At 34.1% G+C, this 18226-nt stretch carries 16 protein-coding genes and 1 tRNA gene; 13 read left to right on the top strand and 4 right to left on the bottom strand.

What is annotated here, in order from left to right; translation table 11 throughout:
• Positions 1-24: 24 nt before the first annotated feature.
• The 11 genes from LUA90_RS01290 (at position 25) to LUA90_RS01240 (ending at position 11924) form a co-directional block, all read left to right on the top strand.
• A complete protein-coding gene (locus LUA90_RS01290) occupies positions 25-2403 on the top strand; it encodes an ABC transporter permease (protein WP_231489837.1) in 2379 nt (792 codons plus the stop codon).
• 82 nt (positions 2404-2485) lie between these two features.
• Positions 2486-4876, top strand: a complete 2391-nt coding sequence (locus LUA90_RS01285; protein ID WP_231489836.1) for an ABC transporter permease — start codon at positions 2486-2488, stop codon at positions 4874-4876.
• A gap of 76 nt (positions 4877-4952) precedes the next feature.
• On the top strand, positions 4953-5639 hold the full coding sequence (locus LUA90_RS01280) for an ABC transporter ATP-binding protein (RefSeq protein WP_231460086.1): 687 nt from the start codon (positions 4953-4955) through the stop codon (positions 5637-5639).
• Positions 5640-5702: 63 nt separating this feature from the next.
• Positions 5703-6500 carry a helical backbone metal receptor gene (locus LUA90_RS01275; protein WP_231460087.1) on the top strand — a complete coding sequence of 266 codons (798 nt, stop codon included), beginning with the start codon at positions 5703-5705 and terminating at the stop codon, positions 6498-6500.
• A gap of 60 nt (positions 6501-6560) precedes the next feature.
• Positions 6561-6863 (top strand): hypothetical protein, encoded by a 303-nt coding sequence (locus tag LUA90_RS01270; RefSeq protein ID WP_231460088.1) that lies wholly within the window; start codon positions 6561-6563, stop codon positions 6861-6863.
• 126 nt (positions 6864-6989) lie between these two features.
• Positions 6990-7071, top strand: a tRNA-Leu gene (locus tag LUA90_RS01265).
• A 139-nt stretch (positions 7072-7210) separates the two neighbouring features.
• Complete coding sequence (gene tig / locus LUA90_RS01260; protein ID WP_231460089.1) at positions 7211-8560, top strand: trigger factor; 1350 nt, start codon at positions 7211-7213, stop codon at positions 8558-8560.
• A gap of 56 nt (positions 8561-8616) precedes the next feature.
• Complete coding sequence (locus LUA90_RS01255) at positions 8617-8979, top strand: four helix bundle protein (RefSeq protein WP_231460090.1); 363 nt, start codon at positions 8617-8619, stop codon at positions 8977-8979.
• A gap of 60 nt (positions 8980-9039) precedes the next feature.
• A complete protein-coding gene (gene clpP, locus LUA90_RS01250; RefSeq protein ID WP_231460091.1) occupies positions 9040-9747 on the top strand; it encodes an ATP-dependent Clp endopeptidase proteolytic subunit ClpP in 708 nt (235 codons plus the stop codon).
• Positions 9701-10969, top strand: a complete 1269-nt coding sequence (gene clpX / locus LUA90_RS01245; RefSeq protein ID WP_370634335.1) for an ATP-dependent Clp protease ATP-binding subunit ClpX — start codon at positions 9701-9703, stop codon at positions 10967-10969. Before clpP ends, clpX begins: the two co-directional genes overlap by 47 nt.
• A 91-nt stretch (positions 10970-11060) precedes the next feature.
• Complete coding sequence (locus LUA90_RS01240; protein ID WP_231460093.1) at positions 11061-11924, top strand: AMP nucleosidase; 864 nt, start codon at positions 11061-11063, stop codon at positions 11922-11924.
• A gap of 77 nt (positions 11925-12001) precedes the next feature.
• Here LUA90_RS01240 and LUA90_RS01235 read toward each other — a convergent pair whose 3' ends face one another.
• Both LUA90_RS01235 and LUA90_RS01230 read right to left on the bottom strand, forming a co-directional pair.
• Entirely contained in the window at positions 12002-12661 is a 660-nt protein-coding gene (locus LUA90_RS01235; protein WP_231460094.1) for an ATP-binding cassette domain-containing protein, read from the bottom strand.
• A gap of 402 nt (positions 12662-13063) precedes the next feature.
• Complete coding sequence (locus LUA90_RS01230) at positions 13064-13924, bottom strand: RNA polymerase sigma factor RpoD/SigA (protein ID WP_010601359.1); 861 nt, start codon at positions 13922-13924, stop codon at positions 13064-13066.
• A gap of 795 nt (positions 13925-14719) precedes the next feature.
• Between LUA90_RS01230 and LUA90_RS01225 the strand changes: the two genes are divergently transcribed.
• Complete coding sequence (locus LUA90_RS01225; RefSeq protein WP_231460095.1) at positions 14720-15352, top strand: DUF2975 domain-containing protein; 633 nt, start codon at positions 14720-14722, stop codon at positions 15350-15352.
• A 20-nt stretch (positions 15353-15372) separates the two neighbouring features.
• Complete coding sequence (locus LUA90_RS01220) at positions 15373-15582, top strand: helix-turn-helix transcriptional regulator (RefSeq protein ID WP_231460096.1); 210 nt, start codon at positions 15373-15375, stop codon at positions 15580-15582.
• Between the two features lie 385 nt (positions 15583-15967).
• On the opposite strand, the gene sucC is transcribed toward LUA90_RS01220, so the two are convergent.
• Positions 15968-17167, bottom strand: a complete 1200-nt coding sequence (gene sucC, locus LUA90_RS01215) for an ADP-forming succinate--CoA ligase subunit beta (RefSeq protein WP_231460097.1) — start codon at positions 17165-17167, stop codon at positions 15968-15970.
• A gap of 317 nt (positions 17168-17484) precedes the next feature.
• Positions 17485-18183: a hypothetical protein gene (locus LUA90_RS01210; RefSeq protein ID WP_231460098.1), complete on the bottom strand. Its 699-nt coding sequence runs from the start codon at positions 18181-18183 to the stop codon at positions 17485-17487.
• Positions 18184-18226: the final 43 nt, after the last annotated feature.

The following is an 18226-nucleotide window of genomic DNA, read 5'->3' as shown; positions in this document are numbered from 1 at the left end:
AACTTACCACGTAAAACTCTTAAAATGTTTAAATTAAATTTAAAAATCGCCCTGCGAAACCTTTGGAAGAATAAAATCTCGTCATTGATTAATGTGATAGGTTTAGCTATTGGTCTTGCAGCCTGCCTTATGTTGTTGCTATACGTTTCTTACGAATGGAATTTTGATAAGCAAGCCAGGAATTACGAGAACGTTTATATGGCTATGACAAATGTTCCTGGAGATAACAATAAAATTAACGCCACATTTAATGGCTCTACAACGGCTCTTGGTCCGCTATTAAAGCAAAATTTGCCTGAGGTTAAATATGTTGTCCGTATGGACTATGGCAAGAAAAGCCTTATCGCTAATGGACAAAACAGCTATAAAAAGAATTCGAAATTCGCTGAGCCAGACATTCTTAAAATGTACGATTACAAGTTTATTGCTGGCGATGCAACCACAGCATTAAATAATCCGCTTTCGGTAATTTTAACAGAAAGCACTGCTAAAACTTTGTTCGGAACAACAGATGTTTTAAATAAATCTGTCCGTTATCAAGATAAAGAAAACTTAATAGTAACTGGTGTAATTAGAGATTTGCCAGAAAACAGTTCCAATCGATTCGATTTTTTAATGCCCTGGTCGTTTTACGAAATTGTAGATGAGAGTGCAAAAAGTTTAAACTGGACTAATTACAGTTTTGTAACGATTGTTACTTTAGCAGCCGATGCAAATGTAGATTTAGTAAATCGTAAAATAGAAGCGCTGGTAAAGGCTAATACCGAACAAAATGGACAATCGCAGCCAAATTTTTTATATCAAGCCAGTAAACTTCATTTATTTGGCAAATTTGAAAACGGTAAAGCAGTTGGTGGAGATATTGAGCAGATTTATCTATTTGTTGGCTTAGCAATTGGAATTTTACTTATTGCCTGCATCAACTTTATGAATATGGCCACAGCCAAATCAGAAAAGCGTGCAAAAGAGGTAGGTATTAAGAAAACCATCGGTGCAAACCGTAGCTCATTAATTTTTCAATTTTTAACAGAATCGATGGTGTTAACTTTGATTGCTGTTATACTCGCAATCGCTTTATTAGAAGTTTGCCTACCGGCATTTAACCACTTGTTAAATATAAATTTAGGAATTTCGTATTTCAACTTGCCAAGTTGGATTGGAATTTTAGGTATTGTAACAGCAACAGGTTTAATTGCAGGAAGTTATCCGGCATTTTATTTATCTTCTTTTAATCCAATTCAAACCCTAAAAAGAAAAATAACTGCAAATGGTTTTTTAAATATAAGCCTAAGGCAAGTGCTGGTTGTTGGGCAATTTTGTTTCGCAATTATCCTGATTATTTCCACATTAGTTATATATCGCCAAATTCAATACATAAAAAATAAACCGGTAGGGTTTGATGTAAATACTTTGGTAGAGATTCCGCAGGATGGTGAATTGAAAACAAAATTCGATTTATTCAAAACTGAGCTTTTAAAATCTGGTGCAGTAACTTCCATGTACCAGTCATCGGTTAGCCTTTCTCATCGTGGTCGCAATTTTATGGATGTAGCCTGGGATGGGATGAACAAACCTGAAAATACAGTAATGTTTAATCAGGTTGCCACAACTTATGATTTCATAAAAACCAATGGTATAAAATTATTGCAAGGCAGAGATTTCTCTAAAAATTTCGCTTCAGATACAAGTGGGTTACTGGTAAGTGCCTCCGCAGTCAAAGTATTTGGTTACAAAAATCCAATCGGGAAAAGAGTGAAGATTTTTGGTGCCAATGCATATATTATTGGGGTTTTTGATGATTACGTTTGGGATTCGCCTTACAAATCAAACAATCCGCAGGTTGTGTTTTTAAATCCTGCGCAAACCGGTACAATTACAATGCGTTTGAACAATCAAAATAGCTTGCAGAGTAATGTAGAAACCATCAATAAGATTACTAAAGTTTTTAATCCGGCTTATCCGGCAGAAATCACCTTTATAAATTCCTTATATCAGGATAAATATAAATCAGAAAAAACTTTGGGCATTCTATCCAATCTCTTCGGCGGACTGGCAATTTTCGTGTCGTGCCTTGGTTTATTTGGCTTGGTTACCTATAGCGCAGAGCAGCGAACAAAAGAGTTTGGCATTAGAAAAGTTTTGGGTGCATCTGTTGCAAATTTAATGCAACTACTATCCTTTTCTTTTATAAAAATGATAATCGTAGCCATTATAATTGCTTCGCCTATCAGTTATTTTGCGATGGGTAAATGGTTAAGCAATTTTGAATTTCATACAGAATTTAGCTGGTGGATTATTCCTGTTTCGGCTGTAACAACTTTAACAATAGCAGTGTTAACAGTCAGCTTTCAGGCATATAAAACAGCAAAAGCTAATCCTGTTAACGCTTTGAAATATGAATAATTCAAAGTTATAAGTAATACGTTTTAAGTTGTAAGTTTTGATACTTACAACTTAGAACTTACCACGTAAAACTAAAAAAAAAATGTTCAAACTTAATTTAAAAATCGCATTGCGAAACCTTTGGAAATATAAAGGTTATACAGCCATTAATATTTTTGGTCTTTCAATAGGCCTGGCTAGTTGTATTCTCATTTTTATTTTTGTTAACTATCAATTAAGCTTTGATAAGGATTATGCCAATGGCGATAGAATTTACCGTGTAGTTTCATCATGGAAATATGCTGATGGTAACGATTTTAAATCAGCAGGCGTACCCTTGCCGCTTGCAGCTGCAATGCGAAACGATTTTTCGCAATTTGAACATGTAGCTGCTATTCAGCAAAGCGGCGGTATAATTAAAGTTAATGCTACGGCAACTAAGTCAGAAATTAAAGATTCTGAAACTCTGTTTTACGCCGAGCCTGAATTTTTTAAAATTTTCAATTATAAATGGCTTGCCGGTGATGCCGGAACAGCGCTCACGAGTCCAAATACGGTTGTTTTATCAGAAAAAACGGCTAAAAAATACTTTGGAGATTGGAAAAAAGCATTGGGTAACAGCATTAATTTTGATGCAACAAAAGATTTTAAAGTAACGGGAGTAATAAAGGATAATCCGCAGAATAGCAGTTTTCCATTGCATGTTGTAATGAGTTATGCAAGTTATAACAATAGAAATATGAAACATTGGGGTTCTGTTTCTTCAAGTTCTGAGTGTTACATTTTGCTTAAAAAGGGCATAAATCCATCAGAGCTGGATAATACGTTAAAACAATTCATTAAAAAATATTACGTAGATAATGGTCCGGGGAAAGAGAGTCATCATTTTCAAGCCTTAAATGACATTCATCATAACGATGACTATGGTAATTTTTCCGGGCTCATCACGCCATATAAACAAATTATTGGTTTAGCGATTATTGGTCTGTTTTTATTAATTACTGCATGCATAAATTTTGTAAACTTGGCTACAGCTCAAGCAATAAGCAGAAGTAAAGAAGTTGGTGTGCGGAAGGTAATGGGTAGCAGACGAAATCAATTAATCTGGCAATTTTTATCAGAAACGGCATTAATAACTGCTATATCCATTTTGTTAGCTTGTGTAATCTCTGAGTTAACCTTGCCAAAAATGGAAAATTTATTTGGTGGGGACGTTAATTTTAACCTTTTTGGCGACCCGTTAATCTTTATATTTTTGATGGCGCTATTGGTTTTGGTTAGCTTTTTAGCAGGTTTGTATCCGGCATTAATCATGTCGGGATTTAGCCCGGCGTTAGCCATAAAAAATAAAGTACTGGCAAATGCAGGTGGCGTAGGATTGCGTAAAACATTGGTAGTGGTACAATTTGCAATTACAGCAGTTTTAATCGTAAGCACCTTAGTTGTGATTAAGCAAATGAGTTATATCCGCAATAAATCGTTAGGCTTTGACACCAATGCAATTGCTTTGATTAATTTGCCTTATGATAGCTTGAGCTTAACAAAACACAATACATTTAAAGAAAGAATTTTAAATATTAACGGCGTTAAAAATTTAAGCTTCAATACAAGCGCACCTTCATCTGGTAATAATAACGAAACTAATTTTTCTTATAACAGCTCTAAAGATGCAGATTTTCAAATTAATGTTAAACCTGCTGATGACGGCTACATAAAAACATTTGGTTTAAGCTTGCTCGCAGGCAGAGGATTGAGTATAAGTGATACAATTAAAGAATATGTAGTAAATGAAACTTTACTCAAGAAATTAAATATCAAAAAACCAGAAGAAGCAATAGGTAAAACCTTAAAACTTTGGGGTAAACCCGGACCAATTGTAGGCGTTGTAAAAGATTTCAATAATTATTCCTTACATGAAGCTATAGCGCCGATTGCAATATTCTCACGCAAAAAAAATTATGAAACGGTTGCCATTAAATTAGAGAAAAATGAAATGGTTGCAACACTTAAAAAAATAGAGCAAGCCTTTAATTCTACCTATCCTGATTATGTTTTCGAAAACAACTTTTTTGATGAAGATTTAAAAGGCTATTATGAAACAGAGCGCATTATGGGTACCCTATTCAAGGTATTTGCAGGCGTTGTAATCTTCATTTCGTTTATTGGTTTGTTTGGATTAATTTCTTTTGTGGCAACACAAAGAACTAAAGAAATTGCTATCAGGAAGGTTTTAGGAGCTTCTAACTTTGAACTGGTTAAAATGCTTAACAGTTCTTTTTTATGGATGGTTCTTATTGCGAATTTGGTTGCATGGCCAGTAGCTTACATTTTTGTTTCTAAATGGTTATCCTCTTTTCAATATAGAACAGATTTAAGTATTTGGCCATTCATCGTGGCGATGCTTGCATCTATATCAATAACAGTATTTACGGTAAGTTTAAGGTCTTATCGGGCTGCAAAAGCCAATACTATCGATGCACTTAAATATGAGTAAAGCTGTGAGCTAAAAGACTAAAGCTTAAAGTGAAAACTTATCTTGATACTTGATACTAAATACTTGATACTGCAAAATGATAGAACTTAAAAACATAGAAAAATATTACGCTAGCAAAGGCATTAAACATTATGTACTTCGCCATGTAAGCACAACTATTAAACAAGGAGAATTTGTATCCATTATGGGTCCGTCTGGTGCCGGTAAATCTACGCTTTTGAATATTCTCGGAATGTTAGAAGAACCAACTTATGGTAGTTACGAGTTTATGCAAGAAGACGTTACGAATTTAAGCGAACGTAAGCGTATTGAGCTTTATCGTAATCACATCGGGTTCGTGTTTCAGGCTTACCATTTAATAGATGAAATGACGGTTTATGAAAATATAGAAGCGCCATTACTTTACAAGAAAATTGGTAGTTCGGAAAGAGCCAGCCGCATCGCTAATTTGCTTGATAAATTTAACATCGTTGCAAAAAAAGATTTGTTCCCAAATCAGCTTTCTGGCGGTCAGCAGCAATTGGTAGGTATTGCCAGGGCATTAGCTGCACAACCATCCATTATTCTTGCCGATGAACCAACCGGTAATTTACAATCTGCACAAGCCGAAGAAATTATGCAGCTTTTTCAAAAATTAAATAGGGAAGAAGGTATAACAATTATTCAGGTTACCCATTCAGAAAAAAATGCTGAATACGGCAGCAGAATATTACACATTGCCGATGGGGTGATTAAAGAAGACATTCCTGTTCTTACTAAATAAATTATTGGTGATAAGTTTTGAGTTAAATTAAATACTTACAACTTAAAACATATAACTTCGTTCATGCAAAAATCTTTTACAGATGGAATGGGGCGTGAGGTTATCATGAATTTTCCGCCAAAGCGGATTATTTCGATTGTACCTTCGCAAACAGAACTATTATTTGATTTAGGGCTTGATTCAGAAATTATCGGATTAACCAAGTTTTGTATTCATCCGATAGAAAAATTTGCAGAACGAACCAAAGTTGGCGGGACAAAAAAACTCAACATCGATTTAATAAAAGATTTAAAGCCCGATTTAATCATCGGGAATAAAGAAGAGAATACGCAAAGCGATATAGAGGAACTTGAAACTTACTTTCCGGTTTGGATGAGCGATATTTTTACCTTGGATGATGCAATGAGTGCCATTAGCGAAATAGGGGCGTTGGTAGATAGAGCACCAGAAGCTTCTTATTTAAATCACTTAATTTCTGCCGGATTTAAAGATTTAAAAGCTTTGGCGCTGCAAAATCGAATTGATAAAAAAGTAGCCTATTTAATTTGGCGAAAGCCTTTTATGGCTGCCGGGAAAAATACTTTTATTGATGATGTGTTGCTTAGCAATGGTATGGTAAATGTTATCAAACAAGAACGATACCCAGAGGTAGGCCTTTCACAACTCGTAGAATTAAATCCTAAGCTTATATTACTCTCTTCTGAGCCTTATCCTTTTAAAGATAAACATATTGCCGAAATACAGAATGAGTTGCCAAATGCTAAAGTAATTTTAGTTGATGGCGAAATGTTCAGTTGGTATGGCAGTAGGTTGGTAAAAGCCGTTCAATACTTTTTCGAATTTCAGAAAGAACTTTATTAATTGTTTGCTAAAATTTCTGCTAAGTTTGCGATATCGAATTAATCAAACCTAAAAATTACCATGAAAAAATTAGTACTAATGTTGTCGCTGTTTGCTACCATACTGTTTGGTTGCACTTCTATGAAAGATTCAAACACCAAAACTCACGTAACCGCAACCGGAACAATACAAAAGCTGGGCATGTCTACCTTCCAATACGGAACACATATTTTAAAAACAGCCGATAAAACTTATGCTTTAAAGAGCACCTTCAGCTTAGATCCTTACTTAGATAAAACAGTTACAATAAAAGGTAAAAAGGTTTCAGGTTATCCATTAGAGGGTGGGCCAGAACTTGTTGATGTAACACTTGTAAAATTATAAAAAATTATTCTTGCTTAGCCTTAGATACTTAGCACTTTTTGGTAAAAATAATTGAGAAAATATTTCAATTATTTTTTGAAAATTGATTCTGATTTCTATCTTTGCAGTCCTTAATAAATCCTAACTGCGGAAGTGGCGTAATTGGTAGCCGCACCAGACTTAGGATCTGGCGCTTCACGGCGTGGGGGTTCGAGTCCCTTCTTCCGCACAATAAGATAAAGGCCGTTTCGATTTAAACATCGGAACGGTTTTGTTTTAAAAAGACATTGTTAAACGAAAAATCGATGTGTTTTTTGGATGAGACGAATATCTCAATACCATTACTCATATCTCATATCTAAACAGAAATGAATATTACACAGGAAAAAACCGGCAACTTAAATGCTGTTGTAAAAATCAAAATTGCACCTGCAGATTACACCGGTAAAGTAGATAAAGCAATTAAAGAACAGGCTAAAAAAGCACAATTACCAGGTTTCCGTAAAGGAATGGTTCCTGCTGCCCACATTAAAAGAATGTATGGTAAAAGCATTTTGGTTGAAGAAGTTAATAACTTATTAAACGATACGCTTTCAAACTACATCGCAGAGCAAAAGCTAGAAATTTTAGGTCAGCCTTTACCAGCACAGAACAACGAAAAAGAATTTAAATGGGATAATACAGATGAATTCGAATTTGATTACGAGTTAGGTTTAGCGCCAGCTTTTGATGTTGAAATTTCATCTAAAGATAAATACACCCTTTATAATGTTAAGGCAGATAACGAAACATTAGAAAGCCGTGTAAAAAATATTCGCCGTAGCTACGGTAAAATGACTAATCCTGAGGTTTCTGAAGAAGATGATGTATTGTATGCAGAATTAGTTCAGTTAGGGAATGATGGTTCTGTTTTTGAAGGTGGAATTTCAAATACTGCAACACTTCGTTTAGATCAGATTGCCGATAAAAAAATCCTTAAAACATTAGTAGGTTTAAAAAAGGATGATGTTGTAACTATCGATATTCAAAAGGCTTTAGGTGATGCTGCTGCAATTGCTAAAGCATTAAATATATCTGAAGAAGATGCTGCCGAGTTGAAATCAAATTTCCAGTTAACTGTTAAAAATGTTAACCGTTTAGAAGAATCTGATTTAAATCAGGAGTTTTTTGATAAATTATTTGGCGAAGGTACTGTAACTGACGAAGCTGGTTTCAGAGCTAAAATTACTGAAGAAGTAGAAGGCATGTTTAAACAAGATGCTGAACGTCAATTATCAAATGATATTTACGAAGATTTGTTAAAGAAACATACTTTTGAATTACCTGATGAGTTTTTACGTCGTTGGTTAAAAGCAACAAACGAGAAATTAACTGATGAAGAACTGGCAGAAGGTTATGATGATTTCGCTAAAAACCTTAAATGGACTTTAATCGAAAACAAAATCATCAAAGATAATAACATCGAAATCAAATACGAAGATGTTGTTGCGGCTGCCAAGGCTAAATTAGATGCTCAATTCAGAATGTACAGCCCGAGTCCGCTTCCTGAAGATCAGTTGGCACAATATGCTGTTCAGTTTTTACAAGATAAAGAAAATGCTAACCGTACATTTGAGGAAGTAAAAGCTTTAAAAACTTTTGATTACATCAAATCGGTAGCAACAATTACAGATAAAGACATCGAATATAACGCGTTTACTGAGCTTAATAAGAAATAGATAGTGGCGTTACGCCATAGGCGTTAAATTGATTGTTCGTTTGCTTATATTTAGCAATGGCTCAATTTAAATTTCAATCGCTCGAAGTTTGGCAGTTATCCATTGAAATAACAGATAAACTGCTTGACATAGCTGACCAATTGTCAGTTGATAAAAAATATAGATTTGCAGAGCAGCTCAATGGGGCTGCTCTTAGCATATCAAACAATATCGCGGAGGGCTCAGGTTCTTCTTCTGCCAAGGAATTTGCTCATTATCTGAATATTGCGCACCGTTCTACATTTGAAAATGCTAACATTTTAGTAGTATTAGAACGAAGAAAAATAATTTCTGACACAGAACTGCTTTATTATCTGGAAGAATTGGATAAATTGGCACGGAAATTAACCAACTTCAGGAAATATTTATTAAAATTATAACTTAGTTTGGCTTATGCATTTAAAACGCTTACCGCCAGACTCCTAACGCAATACATAATCATGAACATAGATTCACAAGAATTCAGAAAATTTGCCGTTAAACATCAGGGAATTGGCGGTTTACACGTAGATAAATTTATTGCACAGGCTAATGTTAACCCTCAAAACATGACGCCCTATATTATAGAAGAACGCCAGTTGAACGTTGCTCAAATGGACGTTTTTTCTAGATTGATGATGGATCGTATTATCTTTTTAGGTGATGCAATTTATGACCAGAACGCGAATATCATTCAGGCGCAGTTGTTGTTTTTACAATCAACCGATGCGGATAGAGATATTCAGATTTATATAAACTCACCTGGTGGTTCAGTATATGCAGGTTTAGGTATTTATGATACCATGCAATACATCCAACCAGATGTTGCAACAATCTGTACAGGTATGGCAGCATCAATGGGTGCTGTACTGCTGGTTGCAGGTGCAAAGGGTAAACGTGCTGCCTTACCACACTCAAGAGTTATGATTCACCAACCTTCAGGTGGCGCTCAAGGCGTTGCATCTGATATGGAAATCAACTTAAGAGAAATGTTAAAACTGAAAAAAGAACTTTACGATATTATTGCTGAGCATTCAGGTCAGTCTTACGACTGGGTAGAAAAAGCTTCAGACCGCGATTACTGGATGACTGCTGATGAAGCTAAAGGATTTGGTATGGTTGATGAAGTATTATCGAGAAACTCTAAAAAAGATGGCGAAACAAAATAAAGAATCCCGTTGCTCATTCTGCCACTCTGGCAAGCATGAAACTTTAATGTTAATTGAGGGCATGGATGCGTTTATCTGCGATAAATGTGTTACCCAGGCCAATCAATTGCTTGCTCAAGAGTTAGGTACAAAAAGTAGCAAAGGTATTCAATCGGCACTTACTTTGTTAAAGCCGTTGGAAATTAAGCAACATCTAGATCAATATGTTATTGGTCAGGATGATGCGAAAAAAGTTTTATCAGTAGCGGTTTACAATCACTATAAACGTTTAAATCAAAAGATTGATAAAGACGAAATTGAGATCGAAAAATCGAACATTATGCTGGTTGGCGAAACCGGAACAGGTAAAACCTTATTGGCTAAAACCATAGCAAAGATTTTGCATGTACCGTTTTGTATTTGCGATGCAACCGTGTTAACCGAAGCTGGTTATGTTGGTGAGGATGTTGAAAGTATTTTAACACGTTTACTACAGGCCGCTGATTATGATGTTGCTGCTGCAGAACGTGGTATAGTTTATATAGATGAGGTTGATAAGGTAGCACGTAAAAGTGATAACCCATCAATAACCCGTGATGTATCTGGAGAAGGCGTACAACAGGCTTTATTAAAGATTTTAGAAGGTACGATTGTGAATGTTCCACCTCAGGGCGGACGTAAGCACCCTGACCAAAAAATGATTCCGGTAAATACCAATAACATTTTATTTATATGTGGCGGTGCTTTTGACGGTATAGAACGTAAAATTGCAAATCGTTTGCGTACGCAAGCTGTAGGTTATAAAGTTAAAAAAGACGATACCATTTTAGACTTAAAAAACCTTTACAAATACATTACGCCACAAGATTTAAAATCGTTTGGTTTAATTCCCGAATTAATCGGGCGTATTCCTGTTCTTTCACATTTAAATCCGCTGGATAAAGAAACCCTTAGAAATATTCTTACAGCGCCTAAAAATGCCTTAACTAAGCAGTATGAAAAGCTTTTTGATTACGAAGATGTTAAGCTGGTTTTTGATGAGGATGTTTTAGATTTCATTGTAGATAAAGCGATGGAATATAAATTGGGCGCTCGTGGTTTGAGGTCGATTTGTGAAGCCATAATGCTAGATGCAATGTTTGACACGCCCACGCAGAAAGATGTAAAGGAGCTGCACATTAACCTCGATTATGCGATAGAGAAATTTGAAAAAGCCGACTTTAAAAAGTTGCAAGCTGCATAAAATTCAAATCCTTCCCGATAATCGGGAGGGATTTTTTTTAATAATATTATTGATGCATTGCGCCATGCGCTTTGCTTAAAACCAGTAAAATATGAACGAAGAAAAAGACGTAAAAAAAGATGAAAAGATTGTAGAGAAATCTAAAAAGATTAAAGAAGTAGAATCTCCTGTAAAAGCAGGTTTAAAATCAAAAGATGAAATTGTGAAGAATTGGTTGCCAAGATATACCGGCAGACCATTGGATCAATTTGGTGATTATATTTTGCTTACCAATTTTAGTAAATATGTAACCATGTTTTCTGAATGGCATGATAATGCACCGATTATGGGTTTGGATAAGCCAATGCAAAGTGTAACCGCAAATGGCATCACCATTATTAACTTTGGTATGGGTAGTCCACTGGCTGCAACAATGATGGACTTGTTAACCGCTATAAAACCGAAAGCAGTTTTGTTTTTAGGTAAGTGTGGTGGCTTAAAAAAGAAAAATCAATTAGGTGATTTAATTTTGCCTATTGCTGCAATTAGGGGAGAAGGTACCTCGAATGATTATTTACCAGCAGAAGTTCCGGCTTTGCCGGCGTTTGCATTGCAAAAGGCAATTTCAACAACAATACGCGACCATGGCAGAGATTACTGGACCGGAACTTGTTACACCACTAACAGACGTGTTTGGGAACATGATAAGGATTTTAAAAGATATTTAAAGACCTTAAGAGCAATGGCTGTTGATATGGAAACTGCAACCATTTTTACAACTGGTTTTGCAAACAAAATTCCAACAGGTGCAATTTTGTTAGTTTCAGATCAGCCAATGATACCAGAAGGTGTTAAAACTGCAGAAAGCGATAGCAGCGTTACAGAAAAATATGTAGAAACGCATTTAAGAATAGGTATCGATTCGCTTAAACAATTGATTAATAATGGCTTGACAGTAAAGCATTTGTTGTTTTAATTTTCTATTGATTGCGAGAAACGAAGCAATATAGTCAAGTATTATTTGTGATTCAAGATCGGTTTACCGGTCTTTTTTTATGCATTATTGTCTGGTAAATAGCCATAAAGGGTTAATTCATCTATAGTATTAATCTGGTAATTACATCCATTATAAAGCAATATAATTCTATCAGCAGTATCGATTATTGATTTGTAATAATGGTCCGTTATAATGAACCCCTTACTTTTTTTCATAAAGTTGATATGGCGCTTCAATTCATCAACTAATAATGGTGCGAGTTGCGAAAATGGTTCATCTAAAAGAATAAACTTACAATCGCTGTAAATAATTATCAATGCTTCTGCAAATCGGTATTCACCACCCGAAAATTCTCTGAATTCTTTGGTTAAATTTTCAGCAATAAAATCTATAGCTAAAATTTCAGCTTTATGTAAAGAGCAAAATACTTCTATGGCTTTGCGTAATGTAATTTTAAGCGGTATAAAATTATCTTGTGGTAAATAAGATAATTTCCCTGATAAATAACCTTTAGGCGCTATCTGGTTGTCTATTTTTAGATATTTAAAATCAGCCTTTAAACTGCCAAATATTATTTTCAATAATGTGGATTTACCACTACCATTTCTCCCTAATAGTCCAATAGTTTCCCCAATTTTGCAATTAATAAATACACCATTTAATATCGCTTTTCCGTTAAACTGGTGGGTAACACTGTCAATAAAAAGTTCCTGCATAGAAGAATTATTATTACTAGAGAAAATAATAGTAAAATATCATAGATTACAATGTTACTTAAAATCCTGCGGAAGCTCAATCCTTGATTTTTATAAAAATATGAATGTTTGGTTAAAAAATAGCGTTCTATTATTATTGAGAACATCCATCCGATGGGTTTCATAATTAATGCCATAACATAAGGTCCAGGATTTTTATAACCATCTATAACGAAAAATAGACCTATAAGTAAGCTTATCAAAATATTCCAATGCATTATAGGTTTATAAACCAGCATAGATTTTTTGAATAGCGTTAGAGACATATTTTAAATATATAGAAAAAACTCAAAAGCATTTAAACAAAAAAAGACCGACAAATTTGTCGGTCTCTTAAATATTCTAATATCCAAATGGAGTAGCTTATCCTAAATAAGATTTTAAAATCTTACTTCTTGAAGTATGACGGAGGCGTTGTAATGCCTTATCTTTAATCTGACGAACACGTTCACGAGTTAAATTAAATTTCTCACCAATTTCTTCTAAAGATAAAGGATGATTAGAACCTAGACCGAAGAATAAAACGATAATTTCTCTTTCTCTCTCTGTTAGGGTAGATAAAGAACGTTTAATTTCTTCTGAAAGTGATTCGTTGATTAAAGAACTATCAGTGTTTGGCTCATGGTTCTCTAATACATCTAATAATGTGTTTTCTTCACCTTGAACAAAGGGTGCATCCATTGATACATGGCGACCAGAGTTACTTAAAGTATCTGAGATTTTATCAACGGTGGTTTCTAAAATATCTGCCAATTCTTCTGGTGAAGGCTCACGCTCATATTCCTGCTCTAATTTGGAGAAAGCTTTGCTGATTTTACTTAAAGAACCAACCTGGTTTAATGGTAAACGCACAATACGGCTTTGTTCTGCAATTGCTTGCAAAATTGATTGACGAATCCACCATACAGCATAAGAGATGAATTTAAAACCTTTAGTTTCATCAAAACGTTTTGCTGCCTTAATTAAACCTAAGTTACCTTCGTTAATTAAATCGCCTAATGTTAAGCCTTGGTTTTGGTATTGCTTTGCAACAGATACCACGAAACGTAAGTTAGTCTTAGTTAATCGCTCTAATGCAGCTTGATCGCCTTCACGAATCTTTCTTGCTAAAATTACCTCTTCCTCTGCTGTTATTAAATCTACTTTACCAATTTCGTGTAAGTATTTATCTAACGATTGACTTTCACGGTTGGTAATGGATTGCGTTATCTTGAGTTGTCTCATTTATACGTTTTGTGTGCTCTTTATTTTATTGAAGTGTGCAAAGTTACGAAATTGTATGCCAATCCGAAAGGATAAAATGCTGAAAATGTTAGTGTTTGCACATGTTTTTTCTAGTTTTACTTATAACAAAAATCATTCCAATTTAGTTTTAATGAATATTTGTCTGATAGTATATTGGATAATTGTTTTGTAATAATTATTTATTGTAATTCAATAAAAATATTTTGATTAATAATAATAATATTTTTATGTTTGTGGTAGAAATTATTGTACAGTTATGACTTTTTTAAAATATCCAGTCTACAAAACTAAGAATAACATTAGTTCAAATTTTTGGAAGCTTATATTCCTGAAAATTTTTGTCAGGGTTTTTGGAATCTTAACTTTTTTGTATTTGCTCAATTTTTTTGCGACAGCAACTTTTGAGCTATTGAAAGATTATTATACAGCAGTAAGTGTAATTTTCTACCTCTCATTTTTTGTCTTTTTAGATAATATGATAAAAGTATCATCATCATTTCTCTTATCCGAAAAGTTGGCTAAGCCTCTGAGATTGCTTAAATGGATTCCATTTTTAATGATGGTGTTTTTAATGTATTCTTCAGTTGTTATAAATCAGAACGAATTGTCAAAAATCAGCTTCGCAACACCAGCGTTTCTATGGAAAAATGTAGCGCCGGTAATAATTATTCCTAATATAAGCTTCATTATGATTACCATTCTAATATTCTTTGTCTCGGCTGTATTGGATAATAACAGCAAACTAAAACAAGAAAACGATTTAACAATATAATTATGAGATACATTAACCCAGTTAGAATTTATAAGTTTCTGCTGGATTTTACTTGGTATAGCTTCATTGTAATAATTGGAGTATTATTATTAATCAATATTTTTTCAATTGCCTTTGATGGAATTGTGAGGAGTAGTGGTTTTATAAAATTGGATGTTCAACAGAAAAATTTGAGCCTATCTAAGTTTAGCGAACTTTTTGATTTTTTGGTTTCAAAGCCAAGTCATTTAGAATTACGTTTAAGTCGATTTAAAATTAGTTTTATAACTCAAACATTTATAATACTTTATATTTCAGCTTCAGTAATTATATCATTTATATCCTTATTTCAGATAAAGCTTCTTAGAGATTTTTTGAAGAAAATATTAAATAGGCAAATATTTACAACAGAGAATACCAATAAATTATATAAGGTGGCATATCTAGAATTGGTAACTATTCCACTATCACTTCTTTTCTCATTTTTAATGGTTTTGGCAACAAAAGATAGTCATGTTCTAAACTCAAATTATGAGTTTGTACCAGATTATGTTGAATGCTTTCAGCCGATTATTCGTGCTTTAGAGTATTTTATTTTTTCCGGAATTTTTGCTTTTGGCCTTAAACTTAAACAAGAAAACGATTTAACTATCTAACTTTACATCAAAACCATCCTATGCCAATTATTATAAATTTAGATGTAATGCTTGCCCGGCGTAAAATGTCGCTTACCGAATTAAGCGAGCGGGTAGGGATTACCATGTCTAATTTATCGATTTTAAAAACCGGCAAAGCGAAGGCCATTCGATTAGAAACTCTTGAATCCATTTGTAAGGTTTTAGATTGTCAGCCTGGAGATATTCTGGAGTTCCGCCCGGAAATTTAACCTAAGAACAATTTACTTAACTAAAATAAACCTGATAAAACGGAAATACTTTTACAAACCTTATAGGTTAAATAGCGAGCGTGCAAAGTAAACCTATAAGGTTTAAGTAAAAGATTGAAGTGATAGCAGGGCTTTCGGAACCGAAGCAGGCAGGAACCTGATTTTCTAATTTATATGATTTTGACATGTTTTGGCTTAATCTAACCATCACGTCATTGCAAGGCTGGAAGCAATCTTTCCATACTAAAATTATTTTTAAATAGATTGCTTCGTGCCTCGCAATGACGGTATTGTGGAAAACACAAAAACCTTCCAGTTTGCACTGAAAGGTTTTATATTTTAATAGGGCTAAGCTTTAAGCCTTAAGCTTTCTACTTTAAGCTTATTATGCTTGCTCAGCCAAAACTTTAGTTACTAAATCAGCAGCTTCTTTTAAAGCGATTGCTGAGTAAACTTTAAGTCCAGACTCATCAATTAATTTTTTAGCCTCTTCTGCGTTTGTACCTTGTAAACGGCAGATAATTGGCACAGGAATATTTCCAATTTCCTGGTAAGCATCGATAACACCTTGCGCAACACGGTCGCAACGAACAATACCACCAAAAATATTAATTAAAATAGCTTTAACGTTCGGGTCTTTTAAAATAATATTGAAAGCCGCTTTTACTGTTTGAGCATTTGCAGTTCCACCTACGTCTAAGAAGTTAGCAGGCTCGCCACCAGCTAATTTAATAATATCCATAGTTGCCATTGCTAAACCAGCACCGTTAACCATACAACCTACGTTACCATCAAGGTTAACAAAGTTTAAGTTACTTGCGCTTGCTTCAACTTCCATTGGGTCTTCTTCAGCAGTATCACGCATTGCTGCATAATCTGCGTGGCGATACAATGCGTTTTCATCAATATCAACCTTCGCATCAACTGCAATAACTTTATCATCAGAAGTTTTTAATACCGGGTTAATTTCGAACATCGAAGAATCCGTAGTATCATAAGCTTTGTAAAGTGCAGTTACAAATTTAACCATCTCTTTAAAAGCAGCACCGCTTAAACCTAAGTTAAAAGCAACTTTACGAGCCTGAAAACCTTGTAAACCAACTTTAGGGTCAATCTCTTCTTTAAAGATTAAGTGTGGCGTGTGCTCAGCAACTTCCTCGATATCCATACCACCTTCGGTACTATACATGATAATGTTGCGACCTTTTGCACGATCCAATAAAACTGAGATGTAATATTCTTTAGTTTCAGAAGCGCCTGGATAATAAACATCCTGAGCAACTAAAATTTTATTCACTTTTTTACCTTCTGGTCCGGTTTGAGGCGTAACCAACTGCATGCCAATAATATCGGTAGCGCGTTGTTTTACTTCTTCAAGGTTTTTGGCTAATTTAACACCACCACCTTTACCGCGACCACCAGCGTGGATTTGCGCTTTAATTACAACCCAATCAGAGTTATAATCGGTTTTTAATTGCTTAGCAGCCTCAACAGCTTGCTCAGGCGTATCGGCAACGATTCCTTCTTGAACGTTAACACCGAAACTTTTTAATATTTGTTTACCCTGGTATTCGTGAATATTCATCTGTTTATATTTTTGTGTTTACCTGTCAGATGGAGCCTTTACCATTAAAATAAATATTTTAATAGTATTCGGGTTCATTTGCTACAAAATTTGCCCAAAGCTACAATTCTAAAGCCTTTAAACAAATAGTATTTGCCGATTTTTTCTAGAAAATGAACGTTTTGTGTTAATCGGGAATTTCAGTCCCGCTTTCGTTACAATCTTTTTGTTAATGTTAGTACAAGCTTAACGAAAACATGCTTACCAAAAAGTATTTTCACTTTATCGGGTTTATTTAACAACGATTGTGGTTCTTTGGGAACTGAGCTTAGCGTTTCTTATAAAATCTTTTTTGCTAATGCTTTAACTTCGGTTTTAAATGCATCTTCAAAAACTGGTTTTGCTGAAACTCCCGTCTTCAAATTGTAAACGAAATATTCAATTTCATCTTTGTCATTAAATTCTTTATCTCCATTTGTGTCTTTTATCAAATCCAATAAAATTAAATTATGATCGCTATCTATCTTCCAGCTATGAACAGAATAGTTTTTTGGAGAAATTTGGGTAAATGCCTTTCCTTCTAAATTTGAAATAAACAGCTTATTTAAATCTTTTGAAGTCAGTTTTTTGTCGCCGTCAGAATCTGAATCGGTAATTTCATAATAAATAAATTGGTTGGAAAGCAAGGAACGATTAAGAGATTGATTTTCATTGTTACCGATTTTAAAATGGTTTATTAATATTTTTTTATGCGTTAATAAATCACTTTTACCAGTAATAACATTGTTGAAAATAATATTCCAATAATTAGCTCCAGTATTTCTACTGTAATCCGTATAATTTCCTTTATTTAACCTTAAAGGATAAATAATAATATCTGTGTTACTGATAATAATCGAAGGACTATGAGGCATTTCGATCTCAACAGTATCATCATTTTTTAAAGGTTCATCAGTAGAAATGTTTCTTTCTTTATTTGAGCAGGCTAATGTTAACAAGGTAATCGCTAACGCAATTCCATAGATTATCTTTATCATATTTATTTATTAATTAAAATGTTTGAAATGAAATTTGATTTTG

The organism is Pedobacter sp. Leaf170, from assembly GCF_920984665.1.
Lineage (GTDB): Bacteria > Bacteroidota > Bacteroidia > Sphingobacteriales > Sphingobacteriaceae > Pedobacter.
This window is presented reverse-complemented; position numbering and strand designations above follow the sequence as displayed.

What these genes read in the sequence shown, in the direction of transcription:
- LUA90_RS01275 (WP_231460087.1), top strand. Translation starts at nt 5,703, where the DNA reads ATGCAAAAATCTTTTACAGATGGAATGGGGCGTGAGGTTATCATGAAT.
- LUA90_RS01270 (WP_231460088.1), top strand. Translation starts at nt 6,561, where the DNA reads ATGAAAAAATTAGTACTAATGTTGTCGCTGTTTGCTACCATACTGTTT.
- LUA90_RS01210 (WP_231460098.1), bottom strand. Translation starts at nt 18,183, where the DNA reads ATGATAAAGATAATCTATGGAATTGCGTTAGCGATTACCTTGTTAACA.
- LUA90_RS01255 (WP_231460090.1), top strand. Translation starts at nt 8,617, where the DNA reads ATGGCTCAATTTAAATTTCAATCGCTCGAAGTTTGGCAGTTATCCATT.
- LUA90_RS01220 (WP_231460096.1), top strand. Translation starts at nt 15,373, where the DNA reads ATGCCAATTATTATAAATTTAGATGTAATGCTTGCCCGGCGTAAAATG.
- clpP (WP_231460091.1), top strand. Translation starts at nt 9,040, where the DNA reads ATGAACATAGATTCACAAGAATTCAGAAAATTTGCCGTTAAACATCAG.
- LUA90_RS01240 (WP_231460093.1), top strand. Translation starts at nt 11,061, where the DNA reads ATGAACGAAGAAAAAGACGTAAAAAAAGATGAAAAGATTGTAGAGAAA.
- LUA90_RS01280 (WP_231460086.1), top strand. Translation starts at nt 4,953, where the DNA reads ATGATAGAACTTAAAAACATAGAAAAATATTACGCTAGCAAAGGCATT.
- LUA90_RS01230 (WP_010601359.1), bottom strand. Translation starts at nt 13,924, where the DNA reads ATGAGACAACTCAAGATAACGCAATCCATTACCAACCGTGAAAGTCAA.
- sucC (WP_231460097.1), bottom strand. Translation starts at nt 17,167, where the DNA reads ATGAATATTCACGAATACCAGGGTAAACAAATATTAAAAAGTTTCGGT.
- LUA90_RS01285 (WP_231489836.1), top strand. Translation starts at nt 2,486, where the DNA reads ATGTTCAAACTTAATTTAAAAATCGCATTGCGAAACCTTTGGAAATAT.
- LUA90_RS01290 (WP_231489837.1), top strand. Translation starts at nt 25, where the DNA reads ATGTTTAAATTAAATTTAAAAATCGCCCTGCGAAACCTTTGGAAGAAT.
- tig (WP_231460089.1), top strand. Translation starts at nt 7,211, where the DNA reads ATGAATATTACACAGGAAAAAACCGGCAACTTAAATGCTGTTGTAAAA.
- LUA90_RS01225 (WP_231460095.1), top strand. Translation starts at nt 14,720, where the DNA reads ATGAGATACATTAACCCAGTTAGAATTTATAAGTTTCTGCTGGATTTT.
- LUA90_RS01235 (WP_231460094.1), bottom strand. Translation starts at nt 12,661, where the DNA reads ATGCAGGAACTTTTTATTGACAGTGTTACCCACCAGTTTAACGGAAAA.
- clpX (WP_370634335.1), top strand. Translation starts at nt 9,701, where the DNA reads ATGAAGTATTATCGAGAAACTCTAAAAAAGATGGCGAAACAAAATAAA.